We start from the raw sequence: 18816 nt of genomic DNA on the forward strand, positions 1-18816 counted from the left end.
GAGGCAGGTATGGAGCTCGGAGAAATCATCGCGGGCGGTACATGTAGTGCCGGAGATGACGACTGCGCGAACAACGATTGCCCGACCGTCGCGCTTGTTCCGGGAGAGCCGGAAATGATTGACGTTCAGGGATATCACCAGCCGGGAATCTCAACCCCTCCGGGGGAGATTGTTGCCCGCATTCCCAAGTCAGTTCTCCTGGAGGCTGCCCGTGTTCTTGGCAGATGATGAATGGCAAGAGTACTTCGGCACTTTCAAGCGCTATGCATGGCGCTTGGAACTTCACCCGGTCTACACGATGCCGCATGAGGAAGAAGCCCTAGCACAGTTCAGGGAGGGCTACCGACTTCCCGAGGACTATGTATCGGGCTGGGCAAAAAAGGTGAGCAGCTACGTCGCTTCTGGCAGGTCGATTGGCAGGGTTCATATAGTACGCCAGCCCCTGTCGGAATACCTGCAATTTGAGTTCGATTACTACCGGGGCCATGCAAGAGCAGGCGAGGATATTCGGATTCTCGATCTGACCGGCAAGGACGATCCCGGATTGCCGGATCATGACTTCTACCTCTTCGATGATGAAGCAGTCGTGAGAATGCTCTACCGGCCCGATGGAACGCAGATCGGGCGGGAACTTGTAGAGAACCCAGACATTGAAAGCTACTTGCGTTACCGGGATATCGCCCTTGACGGGGCTATCCCCTTTAGGGAGTACTGGCAAGGCTAGGTGCTAGAACCAGAAGAACTAGGTCGAAACAGAGACGACCTAGCAAAGACACTACGAGAATTGCGCAAGGCGAAGGGTTGTACCGGCCAACGCCTTGCTTCTCTGTGTGCAATGAGCCAGAGCAAGATTTCGAAGATTGAAACGGGGAAGGCTGTACCCACAGCCGTTGATGTAGAGCGCATATTGCGGGCGCTAGACGCTCCGCAATCTGTCATTGAGGAAGTTACCGAACTAGCGAAGCTTGCCAATACCGAGTTTCAGGATGTCCGCTCTCTGTGGCGAAAGGGCCTGGAGAAGAAGCAGCATGAGCTAGTCGGTCTTGAAAAGACCTCGAAGGTCTTTCGTTTCTTCCTGCCAGTGATGATTACCGGCCTACTGGCGACGCCGGAATATATCCGCGCAAGCCTTGCCCATGTTCCGGGGGATGCTTCTAAGGCGATAGCCAAGAAGCTAGAGCGTCAGGCAATCCTGTATAACGCTTCTAAGAGCTTTACGTTCATCCTCACAGAGGCCGCTGTCAGGTGGGCGCTCTGCTCACCCCCGGAAATGGCTATGCAGATTGACCGGCTGGCCTCTCTGTCACTCATGGCGAATATCAGGATCGGCGTTATCCCTCTTGGTACTCAGTCCCACATGGGGCCTCTCAACACCTTCACCGTCTATGACTCTTCTCTGGCCACGGCTGAGAACTTCAATGGCGCGCTCATGATGCGCGACCCCAGGGACGTTGAGTTTCACCTCAACCTGTTCGCCCTCTATGAGGAGCTTGCCGTGTTCGGGGATGAAGCTAGAGGACATCTGAGCACATGGGCTACGGCCTACCGACAGGGCTCTTTATGCGAGTACGGGAATAATCCTGGCCTCTCAGCACAGCCCACCCGTAGCTTAGGGGCATGGAGAGAAAACACCTTGAGGAGCTGAGGAAGGCTCTTGAAGGCAAGGGCCTTGAGTCGGACCTCATCGAAGGTCCCAACGTCGTATTCCTGAGGATTGGCCACAGGAACCCTGAGCAACGGCCAGAGGCTGTCACCTGCCGAGAGGCAGAAGGAGAGCTGTTCTTCGTCGGCTCTTTTGGCTCTCTCATTGCTCCGGTGCGGCATATTGAATCGGCAGCGGAGCGGATCGCTTATCTTGTGTCGCCTGGGAGGCTGTAGCCGTGATTCAGCTTGCCGAGAGGATCGCAGCGGGAAAGCAAGCAGCCCGAGAGCTTGAAGCTAAATGGCCGGGGTGGATCATCCTCTTCGGGGACTATCATCGTGTCTTCTGGGCCTGTGCGTGCTGGATACCCACGGAGGCAGTGAATATCACTGCCGAAAATCCCCAGGACCTAGAGCGGGTCATGAGAGCTGTAGAAGCCCGCCACCCTAAGCGGATAGCTTGGGTGCGCCGATGAATAAGCCAGACCTCGACAAGGCAGTGGAGAAGGCGAAGAAGTCGTTCTTTGACCTCTTTGGCCTCATGATGGCCTACGAGTTGGATTTCAAGATACTTACGCTCTTGCTCGAATGGCCTACGCCAGTAGCGGCGGCCTACAAGCAATGGGCAGCCGACACAAACGCGGTAGCGCGCATCCTCGCGGCCCGTGATGGTGTCGAGGATGGCGACAAGCTCTCTGAGGCAGACAGAGCCCGCTACACCGTGCGGGCCTGGGAGCTGATCGAGTCCTAGGGGCTCTCAGCGGCCCGGTGGGGGCCTGAGTCGCCAAGAGGCATGGATGGGTGCGCCTGTGGCTCTCTCAGGCCCCATGAGGGGCGTCTAGGCGGCTTGAAGCCGCACCATGCGGGTCATGTGCTTCTCCCAGCGTCGGCCTAGGTCGTCGGGCTCTCTGGCACGCCAGGAGAGAAAGGCAGTAGCCGCTTCAAACGCGGCAATCCTGGCTTCATCCTCTTCGGAAGTAGGGGCTATCGGCTCAGGCCGGTTGAAGATCTCAGGGAACCAGTCTTCACCCGACACAGCGAATGTGGAGGGCTGATCGCGCTTGGCCCAAAACTCTCTGTCGGCCTTGTATTCGGCCTCTCTGCGCTCTCGGGTACCGGAGACGCCCAAGCTCTCGGCAATACCGTCTAGCGCCTCCTGAGAGGCTTCTAGAACCCAGTACTTCACAGGCCGACCGTCGGCCTTCTCAGCTAGGCCGACCTCGACCAGCTTCTCTAGGGCAATGCGGCAGGCATTGTCACTGAGACCGGTCATCTCCCGTGCCTGTCTCACAGACACGTAAGCCTCACTCTGTAGGGCTACCCACAGACGGCCAGAGGTTGCCCCCAGGGCACCTCTGGTGAACACATCATGTGCCAGTACCTCAGTCTCTCTCTCACTAACGTTACATATAACCCCTACGGGGTAAAGGTCATATGTACCAGTAATGAGAGAAGGAGAGACAATCTCGTACTCAGGGGGAGATACCTTCTCCCCCTTCTTCTTGAGCCAACCCGCCTTATCTAGGCGGGTCCTAGCCCTACTCACTGCCATGGTGCTGAGCCCTGTCCGCAAAGACAGGGTTCGCACATCAAGCCTAGGTGTGTATATACCCCTCTCGATACCGATATCGAGGTAGGCAAACATGACAAGGCGTTCGGCGTTGCCGCCACGCCCAGCCCATTTATGGGCCTGTGCTAGCTCATATGTTTTCGACAGCCGATCCCGGATGTCCTCTGGTGTGGCCATCGGTGGGTGGTCTTCAACCCGCTTGAGAGCAGAGTGATACTTGTCCCTCAAGTACTTGCGTGCCTTGCTGTCTAGCCAACCGTTGGAAGCAATCCCGCCCCTATTGGCGGGATCGAGCATCTCGGTTTCGTAGACCTCATACGGGATGCCTGCATTGCAGAAGTGGATGGCTAGCCGGTAGTGCGTCGTGTCGGCTCTCTCGACACGTGTGTTCGTGCCGTCCCTCAGAAGCTCCCAGGCTTCTGGGCTGAGTCGTTCAAGCATGGGGTTCCCTCTCTGGATACGCCAAAAGGCCCCCAGCTTTGGGCTGAGGGCCTTCTAGGGGTGTTGGGGATCGGTTTGGCTAGGCGGCCTGGGGTTGTGTGGCGAGACCGTAGATGCGGCTCAGGTCGCCGAACCTGGCGGCGAATGCGGGCTCTGCCTTACGTGCGTTGTCCTCAGGCGTGATGTCGCACAGATGCACAGTCTTCCCGAGGAAGGAAGTCGAGACGGCGAACGTAGCGCCGCTAGAGATCTCCTCAAAGTTGGGTGTGTCTTCCTCAACGATGACCTTTCCGGGCCATCGCAGAACTCGGATCTCGATTCCGGCTTGCCGGTAAAAGCTGCCCTTCTCCCATTCGCTCAAGCCAGCCCAGAAGTCGGCGAATGTTTCGCCTGTGCTGATGATTTCTGTGCGGCTCGGAACTTGGGGGAGCGCTTCAAGCTTGATGCGCTGTTCTGCAAGCTTCTGGATTCGTGCGCTGTACTCCTCAGCGCCTCCGGAGTATCTGTAGTCCCCCCGGTCCTTCTCTGCTCGGACTTCGTCCATGGTCTGGCGGATCTGCTCAAGGCGTTCGGTGTGGTCCTCGCCCTTGATAAAGACGGTCGTCTTGCGCTCAAGCTTGCCGAACATTCCCAAGAGAAGGGTCTCTAGCGCGTTCTCAAGGTAGTCGGCCTTGACCGAAGCATTGCCACACTTCGCGGAGGTCGCACCGACCGACGAGCATCGGTAATACATGCTCCTGCTCTTGGTGCGGTACATGGCCGCGCCGCATACTGCGCAGAAAGCCACCTGGCGAAGGGGGGCACCTCCGGTCCTGTGGTGAGTCTTGCCGGAGCTGTTCTTGCTGAGCTGCTCCTGTAGGGCGTCCCATTCCTGCTTGGTGATGAGGGGTTCGGCACGCTGAATCGGCATACCGTCGTCACCGACGATTACCTTGCGGGGAATCTTTTTCTTTGCTCCGGTCTCGTCTACCTCATCCCTGACGTACTCGGACCCTTCGGCTTCGTACTGGCCAAGCAGTGCCTTGGACTTGAGCATCTTTAGGAGGTTGCCTACGCGCCAGAGGCCACCCTTGGGTTCCTTGCCCTGACGAATTCTCTGGGCATCGCTTGAGACTGGAATCTTGCGTTCGTTGAGGTCCCGCACGATCGAGTTTGCAGACTCACCCTTGAGCATGCGCGAAATGATGTCGCGCATGACCGCTGCTGTTTCGGGGTCGTGCTCAAGCTCCCAGTGGTCTACAGCCTTGACGGCCCTGTACCCGTAGGGGACGTTGCCACCACGCCAGTTACCGGCCTTGATATTGCGGTCGTACGCGTCCCTCACACGCTCTTTGATGACCTCGCCTTCATACTCAGCGAAGGCGGCAAGGACCATGGCAACCATGCGCCCCGCTGGCGTGCCGAGATCGAACGACTCTTCAACAGTGACAATCCGGATCTTGTGCTTCTTGGCCCACTCCAGGAGGTCGCAGAAGTCCTTCATCTTTCGGGAGAGGCGATCAAGCTTCCACGCAACGATGACGTCATAGTCATCGGGCCGGTTCAGCCATTCCCTGAATTCTGGCCTCTCCCAGGGGCCTGCTGTGATGGCAGAGACATCAAGGTCTTCCGCGATGCCGATCACATCGGCGTCGTGCAGGTCAGCCCATTTGCTGATCTTGTTCTTCTGGCGCTCAGGGCTAGAGGTGGTGTCGGTCAGGTTGGAGAGTCGGACGACTCCCAGGACACGCGGACGCCTGGTCGGCTTGCTCATAGATGGCTCCCAGTCACGACCCCCGGAGGGGCCTCAGTCAGTGAGCGGGACCCCGAAGGGTCTCGGCGCTCAAAATGACTGGGGTGGACTCACCAAGCAGGGTGCGTTTGCCCTGCTCAGAGGCCCAGAGGGCTTGGTGTAACTCTGGCTCCCTGGACGAAGCACCCGAGTTCGCTCTCGGGGTGCTGGATTCGATGCGCCAGCCGATGGAGCAGGGCGAGGTCAGCATCGACCGCACCGAGGTCACGATCCGTTTTCCGGCCCTGTTCACCCTGGTCATGGCCGCCAACCCCTGTCCCTGCGCCGCAGCGAAGGTGATCCAATGCCGCTGTTCTCCCGCCGTCCGGGCCCGCTACCTGTCCCGGATCTCCGGCCCGCTCCTCGACCGCGTCGATCTCAAGCTCTCGCTGGCTCCGGCCACCCGCGCCGAACTCCGCTACGACCTGGAGAACGCCGAGTCCACCGCCGAGGTGGCGGCCCGCGTCCTGGAGGCGCGCGAACGCTCCCTGAAACGTATGGCCGGCCTGCCCTGGCGCAGCAACAGCGAGGTCCCCGGCCCGGAACTCCGCCGCCTCTTCCCCCCGCCCCCCGAGTCCCTCCTCCCCCTGGAAGCCGCCCTCCAGTCCGGCACCCTCAGCGCCCGAGGCATGGACCGAGCCCTCCGCACCGCCTGGACCCTCGCCGACCTCTCCTCCCGAGACACCCCCGCCCCCTGGGACACCGCCGAAGCCCTAGCCCTATGGCAAGGCCACCCCACCTAACCCACCCCCCATCCCCACAAACAGATCGGACCCCAGATGAACCGTCCGCAGCCGACCCACCCCGCCGCGCCACGCTGCCCCGGCGGCCACCCGACGCGACGCGCACCAACCGAGTCCGCCGACCCGCCAGTTCACGAAGCGACAATCACTCTCAATCGAGGGCAGGCCAGCCCCAATAGGCAGATTGGAACTCATATGAGACGTACGCGCCTAGCCTGCTCCGACGCGTCGAGCCATGCGGGCAGCCACCCGACGCGACCCAGACCAAGCGCGGCCACCCGCCCGCGTCCACGCGAGCGGGAGCCCGTCCGATCCGCCACGCCGCAGCGGCCCTCGCGCCCCCGGTGCCACCTGATGCGCCCACCCAGACGAACAAGTCACCGCCGGTCCGGCCCGCGAGCCACCGCACGGTCGACCACGGCCCCACGGTTAGGGCGACGCGGGCTCATCCCGACATCGCCCACCGCTGACCGGGCGTCTCGCTGACGACGGCCATACCCGTCGTCAGCGAGACGGCCAACGGTGCCCCCGGCTCACCGAGCGGATCACGGTCCGCCGAGGCCCGTTCACTCGGCCGCCTTCGGTCCCGGCGCTACAACTCGAACGACGCGGCCCCGGCCGCCGAGCCCACCAGCCGATGAGCCTCCTCGGGCGACGTGCCATTCAGCAGAGCCACGACCTGTCGTCAAGGACGCGGGCGGCTACTGCCTGAGGGCACGGGCTGGGCGGCACGTCGGCCGGTGGCCCGGCGCCTTCGGGGGCGCGGCCAGACGGTGCGCGTGGTCGGGCGGCTACTGGCTGAGGGCGCGGGCTGGGCGGCACGTCGGTCGGTGGCCCGGCGCCTTCGGGGACGTGGCCAGACGGTGCGCGTGGTCGGGCGGTTGCTTCCGAAGGGCCGGGCACAGGCCCTGGATGTGGGCAGAAGGCCGCGGCTCGGCGTGGGTGGCCTCTGTGCGCTGTCTCGGAGGACGGCGCGGATTGCTGGACTTGTCCAGGGTGCTGCTGCGGGACGTGGGCTGGGCGACTTCGTCGGTCGGTGGCCCGGCGCCTTCGGGGACGTGGCCAGACGGGGTGTGTGGCTGGGCTGGCAGGTCGCGGAGCGGCTGGCCCAGGTGCGGCGTCGGGTGGTCGGGCGTCGCGGCGCGCGTGGTCGGGCAGCATGGCCTGGGCGCCGCGACCGGGGGACGCGCCTCGGGCGGTGTGGTTGCTCGGCGACATTGTGGTGTCGGGGGCACGGCTCGGCTGGGGCGGCGTTCGGCTCGGGGGGCGTGGTGCTGGTCGCTGGGATCGCTCGGCGGTGGTCTGGTCTTCGGGGCGCGCTTGTCTGGCGAGGGCTTGGCGTGGTGTTGGGCGAGCGGGGCGGGCGGCTACTCGGGCCGCGATGGCACCGCGCCAGCGGGACGTGATCGGGGCGGGTGGTCGGATCGTGGGCGGGTCACGGCTCGTCTGGTCGGGGCCTTGCTGTACGGCCTTGGGTGTGACGTTGGGGCTTTTTGGGAGGGGTGGTGCTGCGGGGGTGTGGGGGCGGTAGGTGGGGTCGGGGCTTACGGGATTTATGGGACTTGCGGGAGGAGTGGGAACTGATGGGAGGGGTTAGTGGGATGGATGGGGAGAGGGTGGCTCGGGTTTGGTTGAGTGGGGTGGGGGAGCCGGGGGATGTGGGGGTTTGGCGGTTGGTGGAGAAGGTGGGGGCGGTGGAGGCTATGGCGGCGGTGCAGCGCGGGAGGGTGCCTCGGGAGGTGGGGGTGACGGAGAAGAGGTTGGCTGGGCTGCGGATGCGGGCCGGGGCGTTTGACCTGGAGGGGGCGCTGTTCATCTGTGCGCAGTTCGGGGGGCGGGTGCTGGTGCCCGGGGACGCGGAGTGGCCTACGACGCTGGGGCATCTTGGGGAGGCGGCGCCGCTGCTGCTGTGGGTGCGGGGGCGGGCGGACCTGCGGGCGGTGTGCCTGCGGTCGGTGGCGATCGTGGGGGCTCGGGCGGCCACGCCCTATGGGACGCGGGTCGCGGCGGACCTTGGCGCGGAGTTGGCGGACCGGGGGTGGACGGTGGTCAGCGGGGGCGCGCTCGGCGTCGACGGGGCCGCGCACCGGGGTGCCCTCGCCGCGGACGGGACGACGGTCGCGGTGCTGGCCAGCGGCGTTGACGTCGCCTATCCGCCGCGGCACGAGGCGATGTTCGACGAGATCGCCGCGACCGGGCTGCTGGTGAGCGAGTGGCCGCCGACGGCGCACCCGACGCGGCCGCGGTTCCTCGTGCGGAACCGGGTGATCGCCGCGCTGACGAAAGGCACCGTCGTTGTTGAGGCAGACCTGCGCAGCGGCGCCCTCAACACCGCGCGGCACGCCCGTGACCTCGGCCGCCATCTGATGGCGGTGCCGGGGCCCGTCACGTCGCTGATGTCGCGCGGCTGCCACGACCTGCTGCGCGCCGCCCCGCCGCACACCCGCCTCGTCACCTGCGCGGAGGACGTCATCGAGGAGGTCGGCGCGATCGGTGAGGGACTGGACCGGCCCGACGGCAGGCCGGTCCTCCCGCGCGACCACCTGGACCCCGACTCCCGCGCCGTCCTGGAGGCCGTCCCCGCCACGCCGCGCGGCGCCCCCGCCGAAGCCATCGCCGCCGCAGCCTCCGTCGACCTCCCCACCACCCGAAGCCGCCTCGCCCTCCTGGCCGCCACCGGCTTCGTCGACCGAACCCGAACCGGCTGGCGCCTCCGCACCCCCCACACCCCACCCACCCCCGACCCCTAACCCCACCACCCACCCCCTGACCCCACCCACCAACCAGCGCCCGCCCCGGGCCTACCGGCCTGCGCCCGCCCTGGGCCCACCGGCCTGTGCCCGCGCTGGGCTTACTGGCCTGTGCCCGCGCTGGGCTTACTGGCCTGTGCCTGCGCTGGGTCTACCGGCCTGTGCCCGCGGCGGGCTTGCTGGCCTGTGCCTGCGCTGGGTCTACCGGTCAGTGCCCGCGCTGGGTTTGCCGGTCAGTGGGGTTCTTGGGCGGGTGGGGGTGGGGTTGGGGTGGGGAGGAGGATGACGGGGGGTGGGGTGGGGAGGAGGCGGGGGTCCAGGTAGGTGGGGGTGGGGGGCTGGTTGAGGAGGAGGCCCCAGTGGAGGCAGGGGGTGGGTGGGCAGTGGGTGGGGGCGGGGGAGAGGAGGGCGATGGGGTGGTTGGCGGGGACGGTGGTGCCTTTTGGGAGGAGGGGGGTGACGGGTTCGTAGGTGGTTCGGTAGGGGCCGTGGGTGAGGGTGAGGACGCCTCGGGTGGCTACCGGGCTGGCGTGGGTGATGGTGCCTGGGGCGGGAGAGAGGATTACGGAGCCTGCGGGGGCTTGGAGGTCGATGCCTCGGTGGCCCGGGAGCCAGTCGACATCGGGTGGGGCGAAGGGGCGGGCGATCTTGAACGGGGGATCGAGCGGCCAGCGGGCTGGCGAAGGGAGAGGAGGGAAGCCGGGGGCGGCTTCGGCCCTTGAGGTGGAGGTGAGTGCGGCTTGCGGAGGGGTGGGGAGGGCTTGGGTGAGATGGGCGATTGCTGAGTGGGGAGTGGGCTTGGGAGGGAAGGGGGTGGTGGCTTGGAGGGAGAGGAGGATGAGGATGAGGTGGGTTGTGGTCATGGGGTTACTCTGCGGGACGGGTTGGGGGTCGCGGGGGGCCGAACGGGGTTCTGTGGATAACTCCGGAAAGGGCTTCGATTCGGTGTCGGGGGGTGCGTTCCCCTAAACTGGGGGAACGGGCGGGTGAACTGTGTCTGTGGCACGGGGAAGTCGGCCGAATTCTCAGCGTCCGTCAGCCGCTTCGGCGGGGCGCGTCTCCCAGGTCCACGGCTCGGCGAGTGCCGGGCGGTGGCGGGACGCGTCCGGGCGTGACAGGCAAACCGAAACGTAGAAGGAGTACGGGTATGGCTCCCGTCGTCACCATGCGCCAGCTTCTGGAGAGCGGCGTTCACTTCGGCCACCAGACACGCCGGTGGAACCCGAAGATGAAGCGCTTCATCCTCACCGAGCGCAACGGCATCTACATCATCGACCTCCAGCAGTCGCTGGCCCACATCGACCGCGCCTACGAGTTCATCAAGGCGACCGTGGCCCACGGCGGCACCATCCTGTTCGTCGGCACCAAGAAGCAGGCCCAGGAGGCCATCGCCGAGCAGGCCACCCGGGTCGGGATGCCGTACGTCAACCAGCGCTGGCTGGGCGGCATGCTCACCAACTTCTCCACCGTGCACAAGCGCCTCCAGCGCCTCAAGGAGCTCGAGCTCCTCGACTTCGACGACGTCGCCGGCTCCGGCATGACGAAGAAGGAGCTGCTGGGCCTCCGCCGGGAGAAGGACAAGCTGGAGAAGACGCTCGGCGGTATCCGCGACATGGCGAAGGTCCCCTCCGCCGTGTGGATCGTGGACACCAAGAAGGAGCACATCGCGATCAACGAGGCCAAGAAGCTCGGCATCCCGGTCGTCGCGATCCTCGACACCAACTGCGACCCGGACGAGGTCGACTACCCGATCCCGGGCAACGACGACGCGATCCGCGCCGTCAGCATCCTGACCCGTGTCGTCGCCGACGCCGCCGCCGACGGTCTGCTCGCCCGCTCCGGCGGGGGTTCGGACAAGGCCGTCGAGGTCGCCGAGCCGCTCGCCGAGTGGGAGCGCGAGCTGCTCGAGGGCAAGAAGGACGACGAGTCGGCCGCCGCCGCTCCGGCCGCCGAGGCCGCGCCCGAGGAGGCCGCCCCCGAGGCTCCCGCCGCTGAGGCCGCCGAGGTCGCCGAGGTCGCGGAGCCCGAGGCTCCGGCCGCCGAGTAAGTCCTCCTCCCCGACGACGACAGAGAGAGTCATCACCATGGCGAACTTCACCGCCGCCGACGTCAAGCGGCTCCGTGAGCTCACCGGCTCCGGCATGATGGACTGTAAGAACGCGCTGACCGAGTCCGAGGGCGACTTCGAGAGGGCGGTCGAGATCCTGCGTCTCAAGGGCGCCAAGGACGTGGGCAAGCGCGCCGAGCGCACCGCCGGCAACGGCCTGGTGGCCGAGTACTTCCAGGGCTCCGGTGACGGCACCCTGCTGGAGCTCAACTGCGAGACGGACTTCGTGGCCAAGCTGGAGTCCTTTGTGGCTCTCGCCGACAAGATCACGAAGTTCGCGGCCGAGTCGGGCGCCGCTGACGTCCCGGCCCTGCTGGGCGCCGAGATCGAGCCGGGCAAGACCGTCCAGGCCCTGATCGAGGAGAACTCCGCGACGATCGGTGAGAAGCTGGAGCTGCGCCGCTTCGCGCACTTCACCGGCCCGTACGTGGCCAGCTACCTGCACAAGTCGGACCCGCAGCTCCCGCCGACCACCGGCGTGCTGGTCCAGCTCTCGGCCGAGAACGCGGACCTGGCCAAGGACGTCGCGCAGCAGATCGCCGCGATGGCGCCGAAGTACCTCTCCTTCGACGAGATCCCGGCCGACGTGATCGAGAAGGAGCGGGCCCTGGCCGAGACCAAGACCCGCGAGGAGGGCAAGCCCGAGGCCGCGATCGCCAAGATCGTCGAGGGCCGCGTCAACTCCTACCTGAGCGACTTCGTCCTGCTCAAGCAGGCGTTCGTGAAGGACAACAAGAAGACCATCGCCAAGCTCCTCGACGAGGCCGGCGTCAAGGTCGAGCGGTTCGTGCGGTTCAAGGTCGGCCAGGCGTAAGCCACCGACGGTACCGCCCCCGTCACGGTCCGCGCCGCCCCGCCGGTGGACGCGGACCGTTGATGGGAGAAACTGAAGACAGTACGTGAGCAATACCGAGGAGGCCGTCGCCGTGCCCGAGAATCCAGAGACCGACGCAGCGACGGCCTCCCCGCTTGTTCCGCGGCGCCCACGCAGGGTGCTGCTGAAGCTCTCCGGCGAGGCGTTCGCCGGGGGTCAGCCGCTCGGCATCGACCCGACGGTCGTGCAGACCATCGCCCACTCGATCAAGACGTCCGTCGACGAGGGCGTCGAGGTGGCGGTGGTCTGCGGCGGCGGCAACATGTTCCGCGGCGCCGAGCTGTCGGCGCGCGGGATGGACCGCGCCCGCGGCGACTACATGGGCATGCTCTCCACGGTGGTCAACTGTCTGGCGCTGCAGGACTTCCTGGAGCGGCTCGGTGTGGACACCCGGGTCCAGACGGCGATCACCATGGCCCAGGTCGCCGAGGCGTACATCCCCCGCCGGGCCGTCCGCCACCTGGAGAAGGGCCGTGTGGTCATCTTCGGCGCCGGGCTCGGCCAGCCCTTCTTCTCCACCGACACCTGCGCGGCCCAGCGCGCGCTGGAGATCGGCGCGGACGCCGTCCTCAAGGGCACCCAGGTGGACGGAGTCTATGACGCCGACCCCAGGAAGAACCCGGACGCGGTCCGCTTCGACAGCCTCGATTACGGCGAGGTGCTCCAGCGCGGCCTGAAGGTGATGGACGCGACGGCGATCAGCCTGTGCATGGACAATGGCCTTCCGATCGTGGTCTTCGACCTGATGGGCAAGGGCAACATCGTGCGGGCCGTCCGAGGAGAGAAGATCGGCACCCTCGTCAGCCCGGCACAGAACTAAGACGGGAGCCACAGCAGTGATCGACGAGATCCTCTTCGAAGCCGAGGAGAAGATGGACAAGGCGGTGTCGGTCGCCAAGGACGACTTCGCCGGGATCCGGACGGGCCGGGTCACCCCCGCGATGTTCAACAAGATCATGGTGGAGTACTACGGCGCCCTCACCCCGGTGAACCAGCTCGCCTCCTTCCACCTCCCCGAGCCGCGCATGGTCGTCATCCAGCCGTTCGACAAGGGTTCGATGGCGGCGATCGAGAAGGCGATCCGCAACAGCGACCTGGGGGTGAACCCGGGCAACGACGGGTCGATCATCCGGGTGATCTTCCCTGAGCTGTCCGAGGAGCGCCGCAGGGAGTTCATCAAGATCGCCGGGAGCAAGGCCGAGGACGCGCGGATCTCGATCCGCAACATCCGCCGGAAGGCGAACGAGACCCTCAACAAGCTCGTCAAGGACGGCGAGGCGGGCGAGGACGAGGTTCGGCGTGCCGAGAAGGAGCTCGACGAGTCCACGAAGCGTTATGTGGCCTCGATCGACGCGATGCTTGAGCACAAGAAGGCAGAACTCCTCGAAGTCTGATGACACGGACCGTGGAGCCCACAACAAAGCGCAATCCGGGACGTAACGTACCGGTCGCCGTGGGGGTCGGGGCCGGGCTCGGTGCCCTGGTCCTGGCCTCCCTGTACACGGCGCGCGAATCGTTTCTTGTGGTCCTGCTGGTGTTCGGCGGGATCGCGCTGCGCGAGCTGACCGGCGCGTTCCGGTCCAGGGACATCAACGTCCCGCTGTTCCCGGTGGCGTTGGGCGGCGCGGCGATGCTGCCCGCCGCCTACTACCGGGGTCCCGGCGGGATGGTGGTGACGCTCGCTCTGACCGTCCTGGTCACGCTGATCTGGCGGATGAAGGACGGCGCCGACGGGTATGTGCGGGACACCACGGCGGCGGTGTTCACGATGGTGTACCTGCCGTTCCTCGTGGGCTTCGCCCTGCTCATGCTGGCCCATCCCGACGGGCCGGACCGCATCACGGTGTTCATCGCGGTGACGGTGGCCAGTGACATCGGCGGCTTTTTCGTCGGCGCCTATCTGGGCAAGCACAAGATCGCCCCGCTGATCAGCCCGAAGAAGACGTGGGAGGGTTTTGCGGGTTCGGCGTTCACCTGCATGCTGGTCGGCGCGCTGCTGTTGATGTGGCGGTTGGACGGCCACTGGTGGCAGGGCGTCATCCTTGGCGCCTGTGTGGTGCTCACCGCGACGCTCGGCGATCTTGTGGAGTCGATGATCAAGCGGGATCTGGGCATCAAGGACCTCGGCACGCTGCTGCCGGGCCACGGCGGTGTGATGGACCGGCTGGACTCGCTGCTGGTGACGGTTCCGGTGGCCTGGATCCTGTTCGAGTCGTTCGAGTGGCTGGGATGAGCGACACTGGGGGAATGTCCGCACAGGTAGCGCCCTCCCCGAAGGAAGATCCCGAAGCCGCGAACCTCGATCCCGAGGCGCAGCGGCAGGCGGTCGCGCCGCGCCGTCCCGGTCAGCTGATCTTCGCCGGGCCGCGCCGTGCCAAGCCGCCCCGCCATCTGGCGGACCTGACGGTGGCGGAGCGGCGTGAGGCCGTCGCGGCGCTGGGGGAGAAGCCGTTCCGGGCGGATCAGTTGTCCCGGCACTACTTCGACCGTCTCGTGTCGGACCCTTCGGAGATGCCGGACCTGTCGCAGAAGCTGCGGGACAAGCTCGTCCCCGAACTCCTTCCGCACCTCCTGACGCCCGTGCGCGATCTCGCCTGTGACGGCGGGAACACCCACAAGACGGTCTGGCGCGCCTTCGACGGCGTGCTGTTCGAGTCGGTCCTCATGCGCTACCCGGACCGGGTCACCATGTGCGTCTCCTCCCAGGCCGGATGCGGGATGAACTGCCCGTTCTGCGCCACCGGGCAGGCAGGGCTCACCCGCAACCTGTCGACCGCCGAGATCGTCGAGCAGGTCGCGGCGGGCCAGCGCGCGCTGAACCGCGGCGAGGTCGCGGGCGGCCCCGGACGGGTCAGCAACATCGTCTTCATGGGCATGGGCGAGCCCCTGGCCAACTACAAGGCGGTGCTCGGCGCCGTGCACCGGATCACCGAGCCGTCCCCGGCGGGCCTGGGCATCTCCCAGCGCGGCGTGACGGTCTCCACGGTCGGCCTGGTGCCCGCGATCCACAAACTCACCGAGGAGGGCCTCTCGGTGCGTCTGGCGGTCTCCCTGCACGCCCCCGACGACGAACTGCGCGACACCCTCGTGCCGATCAACACCCGGTGGAAGGTCCGTGAGGTCCTGGACGCCGCCTGGAGCTATGCCCGCAGATCCGGACGAAGGGTGTCGATCGAGTACGCCCTCATCAAGGACATCAACGACCACGCCTGGCGCGCGGATCTCCTCGGGAAGCTCTTGAAAGGCAAGCTCGTACACGTCAATCTGATCCCGTTGAATCCGACACCGGGGTCGAAGTGGACGGCGTCGCGGCCGGCGGACGAGCGCGAGTTCGTCCGGCGGCTGCAGGCGCACGGCGTGGCCGTGACCGTCCGCGACACCCGGGGCCGGGAGATCGACGGCGCCTGCGGCCAGCTCGCCGCGGCGACCCAGAGCTGACGCATCCAAGGAGTGTCCCGGTGGCCCGCTTCCCCCGCGCGCTGCGCGGCTACTTCGCCAGCGAGGTGGACGCGCTGATCGTCAGGATCGAGGGCACCCTCGGCGTCCATGACGAGCCGGCGCCGCCGATCACGTCGGCCGAGCTGCGGGAGACGAGGCTCGGCGTCGTGCTGCACGGGTACGACCGGCGCGCGGTGGACGCGGCGCTGCTGGAGTACGTCAGGCAGTTGGAGCACCGGGAGCGCGGCGAGGCCGACCCCTACGTGGAGACTGTCTCGGGGCAGCTCCCCTGGCTGATCCGCTGGGTGGAGGACGCCCAGTTCCCGATCACCAGGGTGCGGGCCGCCTATGACGAGCGCGAGGTGGACGCCTTCCTTGACCGTGTCCTCGCGGGCCTGAGAGGCGAGGGGCCCGCCGTCTCCGGGCAGGCCGTGCGGGAGGCCGTCTTCGGCGGTGTGTTCTTCCAGCCCGGCTACGCCGAGCCTGATGTGGACCGCTTCCTCGACGAGCTCGCCGCCGCCCTGGACCACCTCCAGCCCGCCCGTGCCACCCCGACCCCCTGGTCTCCGCCGCCCGCCTCGCCTCCGCCCCCGGCCCCTGAGGCGCCCGTCGCGGAGCCCCCGGCCGTCGTGGCGAAGGCAGAGCCCGCCGCGCCGCCCGAGCGGCCGGACGTCCCGGCCCCGGCCGTCTCCCTGGAGAAGCCCAGGACGGCGTCGGAGGAGTCCCAGGAGAGGGCGAGCGGCGCCCTCACCACCGCGTTGGAGTCCGAGGCGCGCGACGTCCCCTCGCCGCGTGGCGGTGTCTAGGCTGGGGGCATGGTGGAGTGCGTGTTCTGCGGGATCGTGGCGGGGGATGTGGCCGCGCGGGTGGTGGCGGACGGCGACGAGGGTGTGGCGTTCCTCGACGCGCGGCCGGTGTTCAAGGGGCACGTGCTGGTGGTGCCCAGGGGGCACGTGGAGACGTTGACGGACCTGCCCGTGGACGAGGTGGGCGGGTTCTTCCGGTTCGTCCAGCGGGTGGCGGGGGGCGTTGAGCGGGGTCTTGCGGCGGGCGGGACGTTTGTGGCGATGAACAACCGGATCAGCCAGAGCGTGCCGCACCTGCACGTGCACGTGGTGCCGCGCAACCGGAAGGACGGGCTGCGCGGCTTCTTCTGGCCACGGCACAAGTACGCCTCGGACGCGGAGGCGGCCGAGTACGCGGAACGGATCAGGAAGGCCCTGGCGGACGGCTGAGGGCGCGTTAGCGGGTGCCCCAGGAGTACGTCTGCTTGCGCAGCTTCAGGTAGACGAACGTCTCGGTGCTCAGCACGGACGGCACCGCGCGGACCCGGCCGAGGATCTCCAGGAGCTGTTCGTCGGTCTCCGCGACGAGTTCGATCATGAGGTCGAAGGATCCGGCGGTGATCACCACGTAGTCGATCTCGGGCATCGCGGCGAGGTCGTCGGCGACCCGGTTGAGGTCGCCCTCGCACTTGACGCCGATCATCACCTGCCGGTTGAAGCCGAGCATCAGGGGGTCGGTGACGCCGACGATCTGCATGACGCCCGTGTCGAGCAGCCGTTGGACGCGCTGCCGTACGGCGGCCTCGGACAGCCCGACGGCTTTTCCGATGGCCGCGTAGGAGCGCCTGCCGTCCTGTTGGAGCTGTTCGATGATCTGCTTGGAGATCGCGTCGAGCTGGACGCGGCCTGGGCGTGGGGGCTCGCTCATGTGGTCCATCCTCCCCGTTCGCCAAGGTGACGCACGCCGCATAGCCTCTGGGCACACCGCCGCAAGGGTGCGGCGGGACGGCGTGAACCATACATCCAACCCGGTTCGACAAGCGATTCCGTTGGGAAACCCGATTGTAACAACGGAATCCCTTGTAGCCGGGGTTATGCTCTGCGAAAGTCAAGCGACACGGGACACCTGGTGGAGGTCGAAGATGACCGGCAAGGCGCAACTGCGCAACTTTGTGAACGGGGAGTACGTGGAGCCGGCGGACGGCGCCTACTCCGACGTCGTCGACCCGAGCACGGGTGAGGTGTACGCGCAGGCTCCCGTCTCGGGCACGGCCGATCTGGACGCGGCGTACGCGGCGGCGGCCAAGGCGTTCGAGGGCTGGCGGGACGCCACGCCCAAGGAGCGGAGCCTTGCCCTGCTGAAGATCGCGGACGCGGTCGAGGCGCGCGGCGAGGAGATCGCCAGGGCCGAGGTGAGGAACACCGGCAAGCCGTACCAGCTCACCGTGGACGAGGAAATCGGCCCCATGGTGGACAACATCCGGTTCTTCGCGGGCGCCGCCCGGGTGCTGGAGGGCCGCTCGTCCGGCGAGTACCTGGCCGACCACACCTCGTCGATCCGGCGCGAGCCGATCGGTGTCGTCGGGCAGGTCGCGCCGTGGAACTACCCGATGATGATGGCGGTGTGGAAGTTCGCCCCGGCGATCGCGGCGGGCAACGCGGTCGTGCTGAAGCCGTCCGACACCACGCCGGTCTCGACGCTGCTGCTGGCGGAGATCGCAGCCGAGTTCCTGCCTCCGGGCGTGCTCAACGTCGTCACGGGCGACCGTGAGACGGGCAAGGCGCTTGTGGAGCACCCGACGCCGCAGATGGTCTCGATCACCGGTTCGGTGCGCGCGGGCAAGGAGGTGGCCGCGTCGGCCGCCCGCGACCTCAAGCGGGTCCACCTGGAGCTGGGCGGCAAGGCCCCGGTCGTCGTGTTCGACGACGCCGACATCGCCGCGGCCGCCGAGGGCATCGCCGGGTCCGGCCTGTTCAACGCGGGCCAGGACTGCACGGCCGCGACCCGCATCCTCGTCTCCGAGCGCATCGCCACCGACTTCACCGCCGCGCTGGCGGAGGCCGCCGCCGGCCTGAAGACGGCGGGCCCGGACGACCCGGACGCCTACTTCGGCCCGGTCAACAACGCGAACCAGCTCGCGCGCGTCAAGGGCTTCCTGGACCGGGTGCCGGGCCACGCGACGGTCGAGACGGGCGGCGCCCAGGTCGGCGACCGGGGCTACTTCTTCGCCCCGACGGTCATCTCCGGCCTGCGCCAGGACGACGAGCACGTCCAGGAGGAGATCTTCGGCCCGGTGATGACGGTCCAGTCGTTCTCGGACGAGGACGAGGCGGTCCGGTGGGCGAACGGCGTCCAGTACGGCCTGTCGTCGAGCGTCTGGACGAACGACCACGGCCGGGCGATGCGGATGACCCGCCGCCTGGACTTCGGCGTGGTCTGGGTGAACACGCACATCCCGTTCGTCTCGGAGATGCCGCACGGCGGCTTCAAGCACTCCGGCTACGGCAAGGACCTCTCGATGTACGGATTTGAGGACTACACCCGGATCAAGCACGTCATGCACTACATCGGCCGGTAACAAAAGTCGGATATAAACCGTTCCGTCCGCGTCGCTCCCGGTGGCGCGGACGGGCCGGGACCCCCAGGCTCCCCCCACGACTCCAGCCCCCGCACGACCCCCGCACACCGGAGGCGG

19 protein-coding genes are annotated in these 18816 nt (G+C 66.8%); 15 read left to right on the top strand and 4 right to left on the bottom strand.

The genetic code is table 11. The features are described from left to right. Positions 1 to 211: 211 nt before the first annotated feature. From LO762_RS04240 to LO762_RS04255, 4 genes are all read left to right on the top strand, one after another. The gene (locus tag LO762_RS04240; protein ID WP_230612589.1) at positions 212 to 724 is read left to right on the top strand and encodes a DUF6879 family protein; all 513 of its coding nucleotides are present in this window, start codon (positions 212 to 214) and stop codon (positions 722 to 724) included. Then, the gene (locus tag LO762_RS04245) at positions 725 to 1645 is read left to right on the top strand and encodes a helix-turn-helix transcriptional regulator (protein WP_230612591.1); all 921 of its coding nucleotides are present in this window, start codon (positions 725 to 727) and stop codon (positions 1643 to 1645) included. After that, complete coding sequence (locus LO762_RS04250) at positions 1618 to 1878, top strand: hypothetical protein (RefSeq protein ID WP_230612592.1); 261 nt, start codon at positions 1618 to 1620, stop codon at positions 1876 to 1878. Before LO762_RS04245 ends, LO762_RS04250 begins: the two co-directional genes overlap by 28 nt. Positions 1879 to 2113: 235 nt before the next feature. Beyond that, positions 2114 to 2392, top strand: coding sequence for a hypothetical protein (locus LO762_RS04255; RefSeq protein ID WP_230612594.1), 279 nt, complete (start codon positions 2114 to 2116; stop codon positions 2390 to 2392). An 87-nt stretch (positions 2393 to 2479) separates the two neighbouring features. Here LO762_RS04255 and LO762_RS04260 read toward each other — a convergent pair whose 3' ends face one another. Continuing rightward, complete coding sequence (locus tag LO762_RS04260) at positions 2480 to 3652, bottom strand: hypothetical protein (protein WP_230612596.1); 1173 nt, start codon at positions 3650 to 3652, stop codon at positions 2480 to 2482. 79 nt (positions 3653 to 3731) lie between these two features. Next, positions 3732 to 5405 (bottom strand): recombinase family protein, encoded by a 1674-nt coding sequence (locus LO762_RS04265; protein WP_230612598.1) that lies wholly within the window; start codon positions 5403 to 5405, stop codon positions 3732 to 3734. Between the two features lie 74 nt (positions 5406 to 5479). Between LO762_RS04265 and LO762_RS04270 the strand changes: the two genes are divergently transcribed. Both LO762_RS04270 and dprA read left to right on the top strand, forming a co-directional pair. After that, positions 5480 to 6166 carry an ATP-binding protein gene (locus LO762_RS04270; protein ID WP_255684547.1) on the top strand — a complete coding sequence of 229 codons (687 nt, stop codon included), beginning with the start codon at positions 5480 to 5482 and terminating at the stop codon, positions 6164 to 6166. Between the two features lie 1745 nt (positions 6167 to 7911). After that, positions 7912 to 8916, top strand: coding sequence for a DNA-processing protein DprA (gene dprA, locus LO762_RS04275; RefSeq protein ID WP_230612602.1), 1005 nt, complete (start codon positions 7912 to 7914; stop codon positions 8914 to 8916). Between the two features lie 233 nt (positions 8917 to 9149). Here dprA and LO762_RS04280 read toward each other — a convergent pair whose 3' ends face one another. Further along, entirely contained in the window at positions 9150 to 9779 is a 630-nt protein-coding gene (locus LO762_RS04280; RefSeq protein ID WP_230612605.1) for a M23 family metallopeptidase, read from the bottom strand. Positions 9780 to 10063: 284 nt separating this feature from the next. Here LO762_RS04280 and rpsB point away from each other — a divergent pair, with 284 nt between their 5' ends. The 8 genes from rpsB to LO762_RS04320 all read left to right on the top strand — a co-directional run bounded on the left by rpsB (position 10064) and on the right by LO762_RS04320 (position 16570). Beyond that, positions 10064 to 10963: a 30S ribosomal protein S2 gene (rpsB, locus tag LO762_RS04285; protein ID WP_230612608.1), complete on the top strand. Its 900-nt coding sequence runs from the start codon at positions 10064 to 10066 to the stop codon at positions 10961 to 10963. Positions 10964 to 11000: 37 nt separating this feature from the next. Continuing rightward, positions 11001 to 11837, top strand: coding sequence for a translation elongation factor Ts (gene tsf, locus LO762_RS04290; RefSeq protein WP_230612613.1), 837 nt, complete (start codon positions 11001 to 11003; stop codon positions 11835 to 11837). Positions 11838 to 11949: 112 nt separating this feature from the next. After that, the gene (gene pyrH / locus LO762_RS04295) at positions 11950 to 12717 is read left to right on the top strand and encodes a UMP kinase (protein ID WP_230612854.1); all 768 of its coding nucleotides are present in this window, start codon (positions 11950 to 11952) and stop codon (positions 12715 to 12717) included. A 16-nt stretch (positions 12718 to 12733) separates the two neighbouring features. Then, positions 12734 to 13291, top strand: coding sequence for a ribosome recycling factor (frr, locus tag LO762_RS04300; RefSeq protein ID WP_230612615.1), 558 nt, complete (start codon positions 12734 to 12736; stop codon positions 13289 to 13291). Further along, a complete protein-coding gene (locus LO762_RS04305; protein WP_230612617.1) occupies positions 13291 to 14130 on the top strand; it encodes a phosphatidate cytidylyltransferase in 840 nt (279 codons plus the stop codon). Before frr ends, LO762_RS04305 begins: the two co-directional genes overlap by 1 nt. Positions 14131 to 14144: 14 nt before the next feature. Continuing rightward, positions 14145 to 15335, top strand: coding sequence for a 23S rRNA (adenine(2503)-C(2))-methyltransferase RlmN (rlmN, locus tag LO762_RS04310; protein WP_230612621.1), 1191 nt, complete (start codon positions 14145 to 14147; stop codon positions 15333 to 15335). A 20-nt stretch (positions 15336 to 15355) separates the two neighbouring features. Continuing rightward, a complete protein-coding gene (locus tag LO762_RS04315; RefSeq protein WP_230612622.1) occupies positions 15356 to 16141 on the top strand; it encodes a DivIVA domain-containing protein in 786 nt (261 codons plus the stop codon). A 9-nt stretch (positions 16142 to 16150) separates the two neighbouring features. Then, positions 16151 to 16570, top strand: coding sequence for an HIT family protein (locus LO762_RS04320; protein ID WP_230612623.1), 420 nt, complete (start codon positions 16151 to 16153; stop codon positions 16568 to 16570). A gap of 7 nt (positions 16571 to 16577) precedes the next feature. On the opposite strand, the gene LO762_RS04325 is transcribed toward LO762_RS04320, so the two are convergent. Continuing rightward, positions 16578 to 17048, bottom strand: a complete 471-nt coding sequence (locus tag LO762_RS04325) for an Lrp/AsnC family transcriptional regulator (RefSeq protein WP_230612625.1) — start codon at positions 17046 to 17048, stop codon at positions 16578 to 16580. A 214-nt stretch (positions 17049 to 17262) separates the two neighbouring features. Here LO762_RS04325 and LO762_RS04330 point away from each other — a divergent pair, with 214 nt between their 5' ends. After that, on the top strand, positions 17263 to 18699 hold the full coding sequence (locus tag LO762_RS04330) for a gamma-aminobutyraldehyde dehydrogenase (protein WP_230612627.1): 1437 nt from the start codon (positions 17263 to 17265) through the stop codon (positions 18697 to 18699). Positions 18700 to 18816 lie beyond the last annotated feature (117 nt).

It is taken from the genome of Actinocorallia sp. API 0066, from assembly GCF_020991275.1.
Lineage (GTDB): Bacteria > Actinomycetota > Actinomycetes > Streptosporangiales > Streptosporangiaceae > Actinocorallia.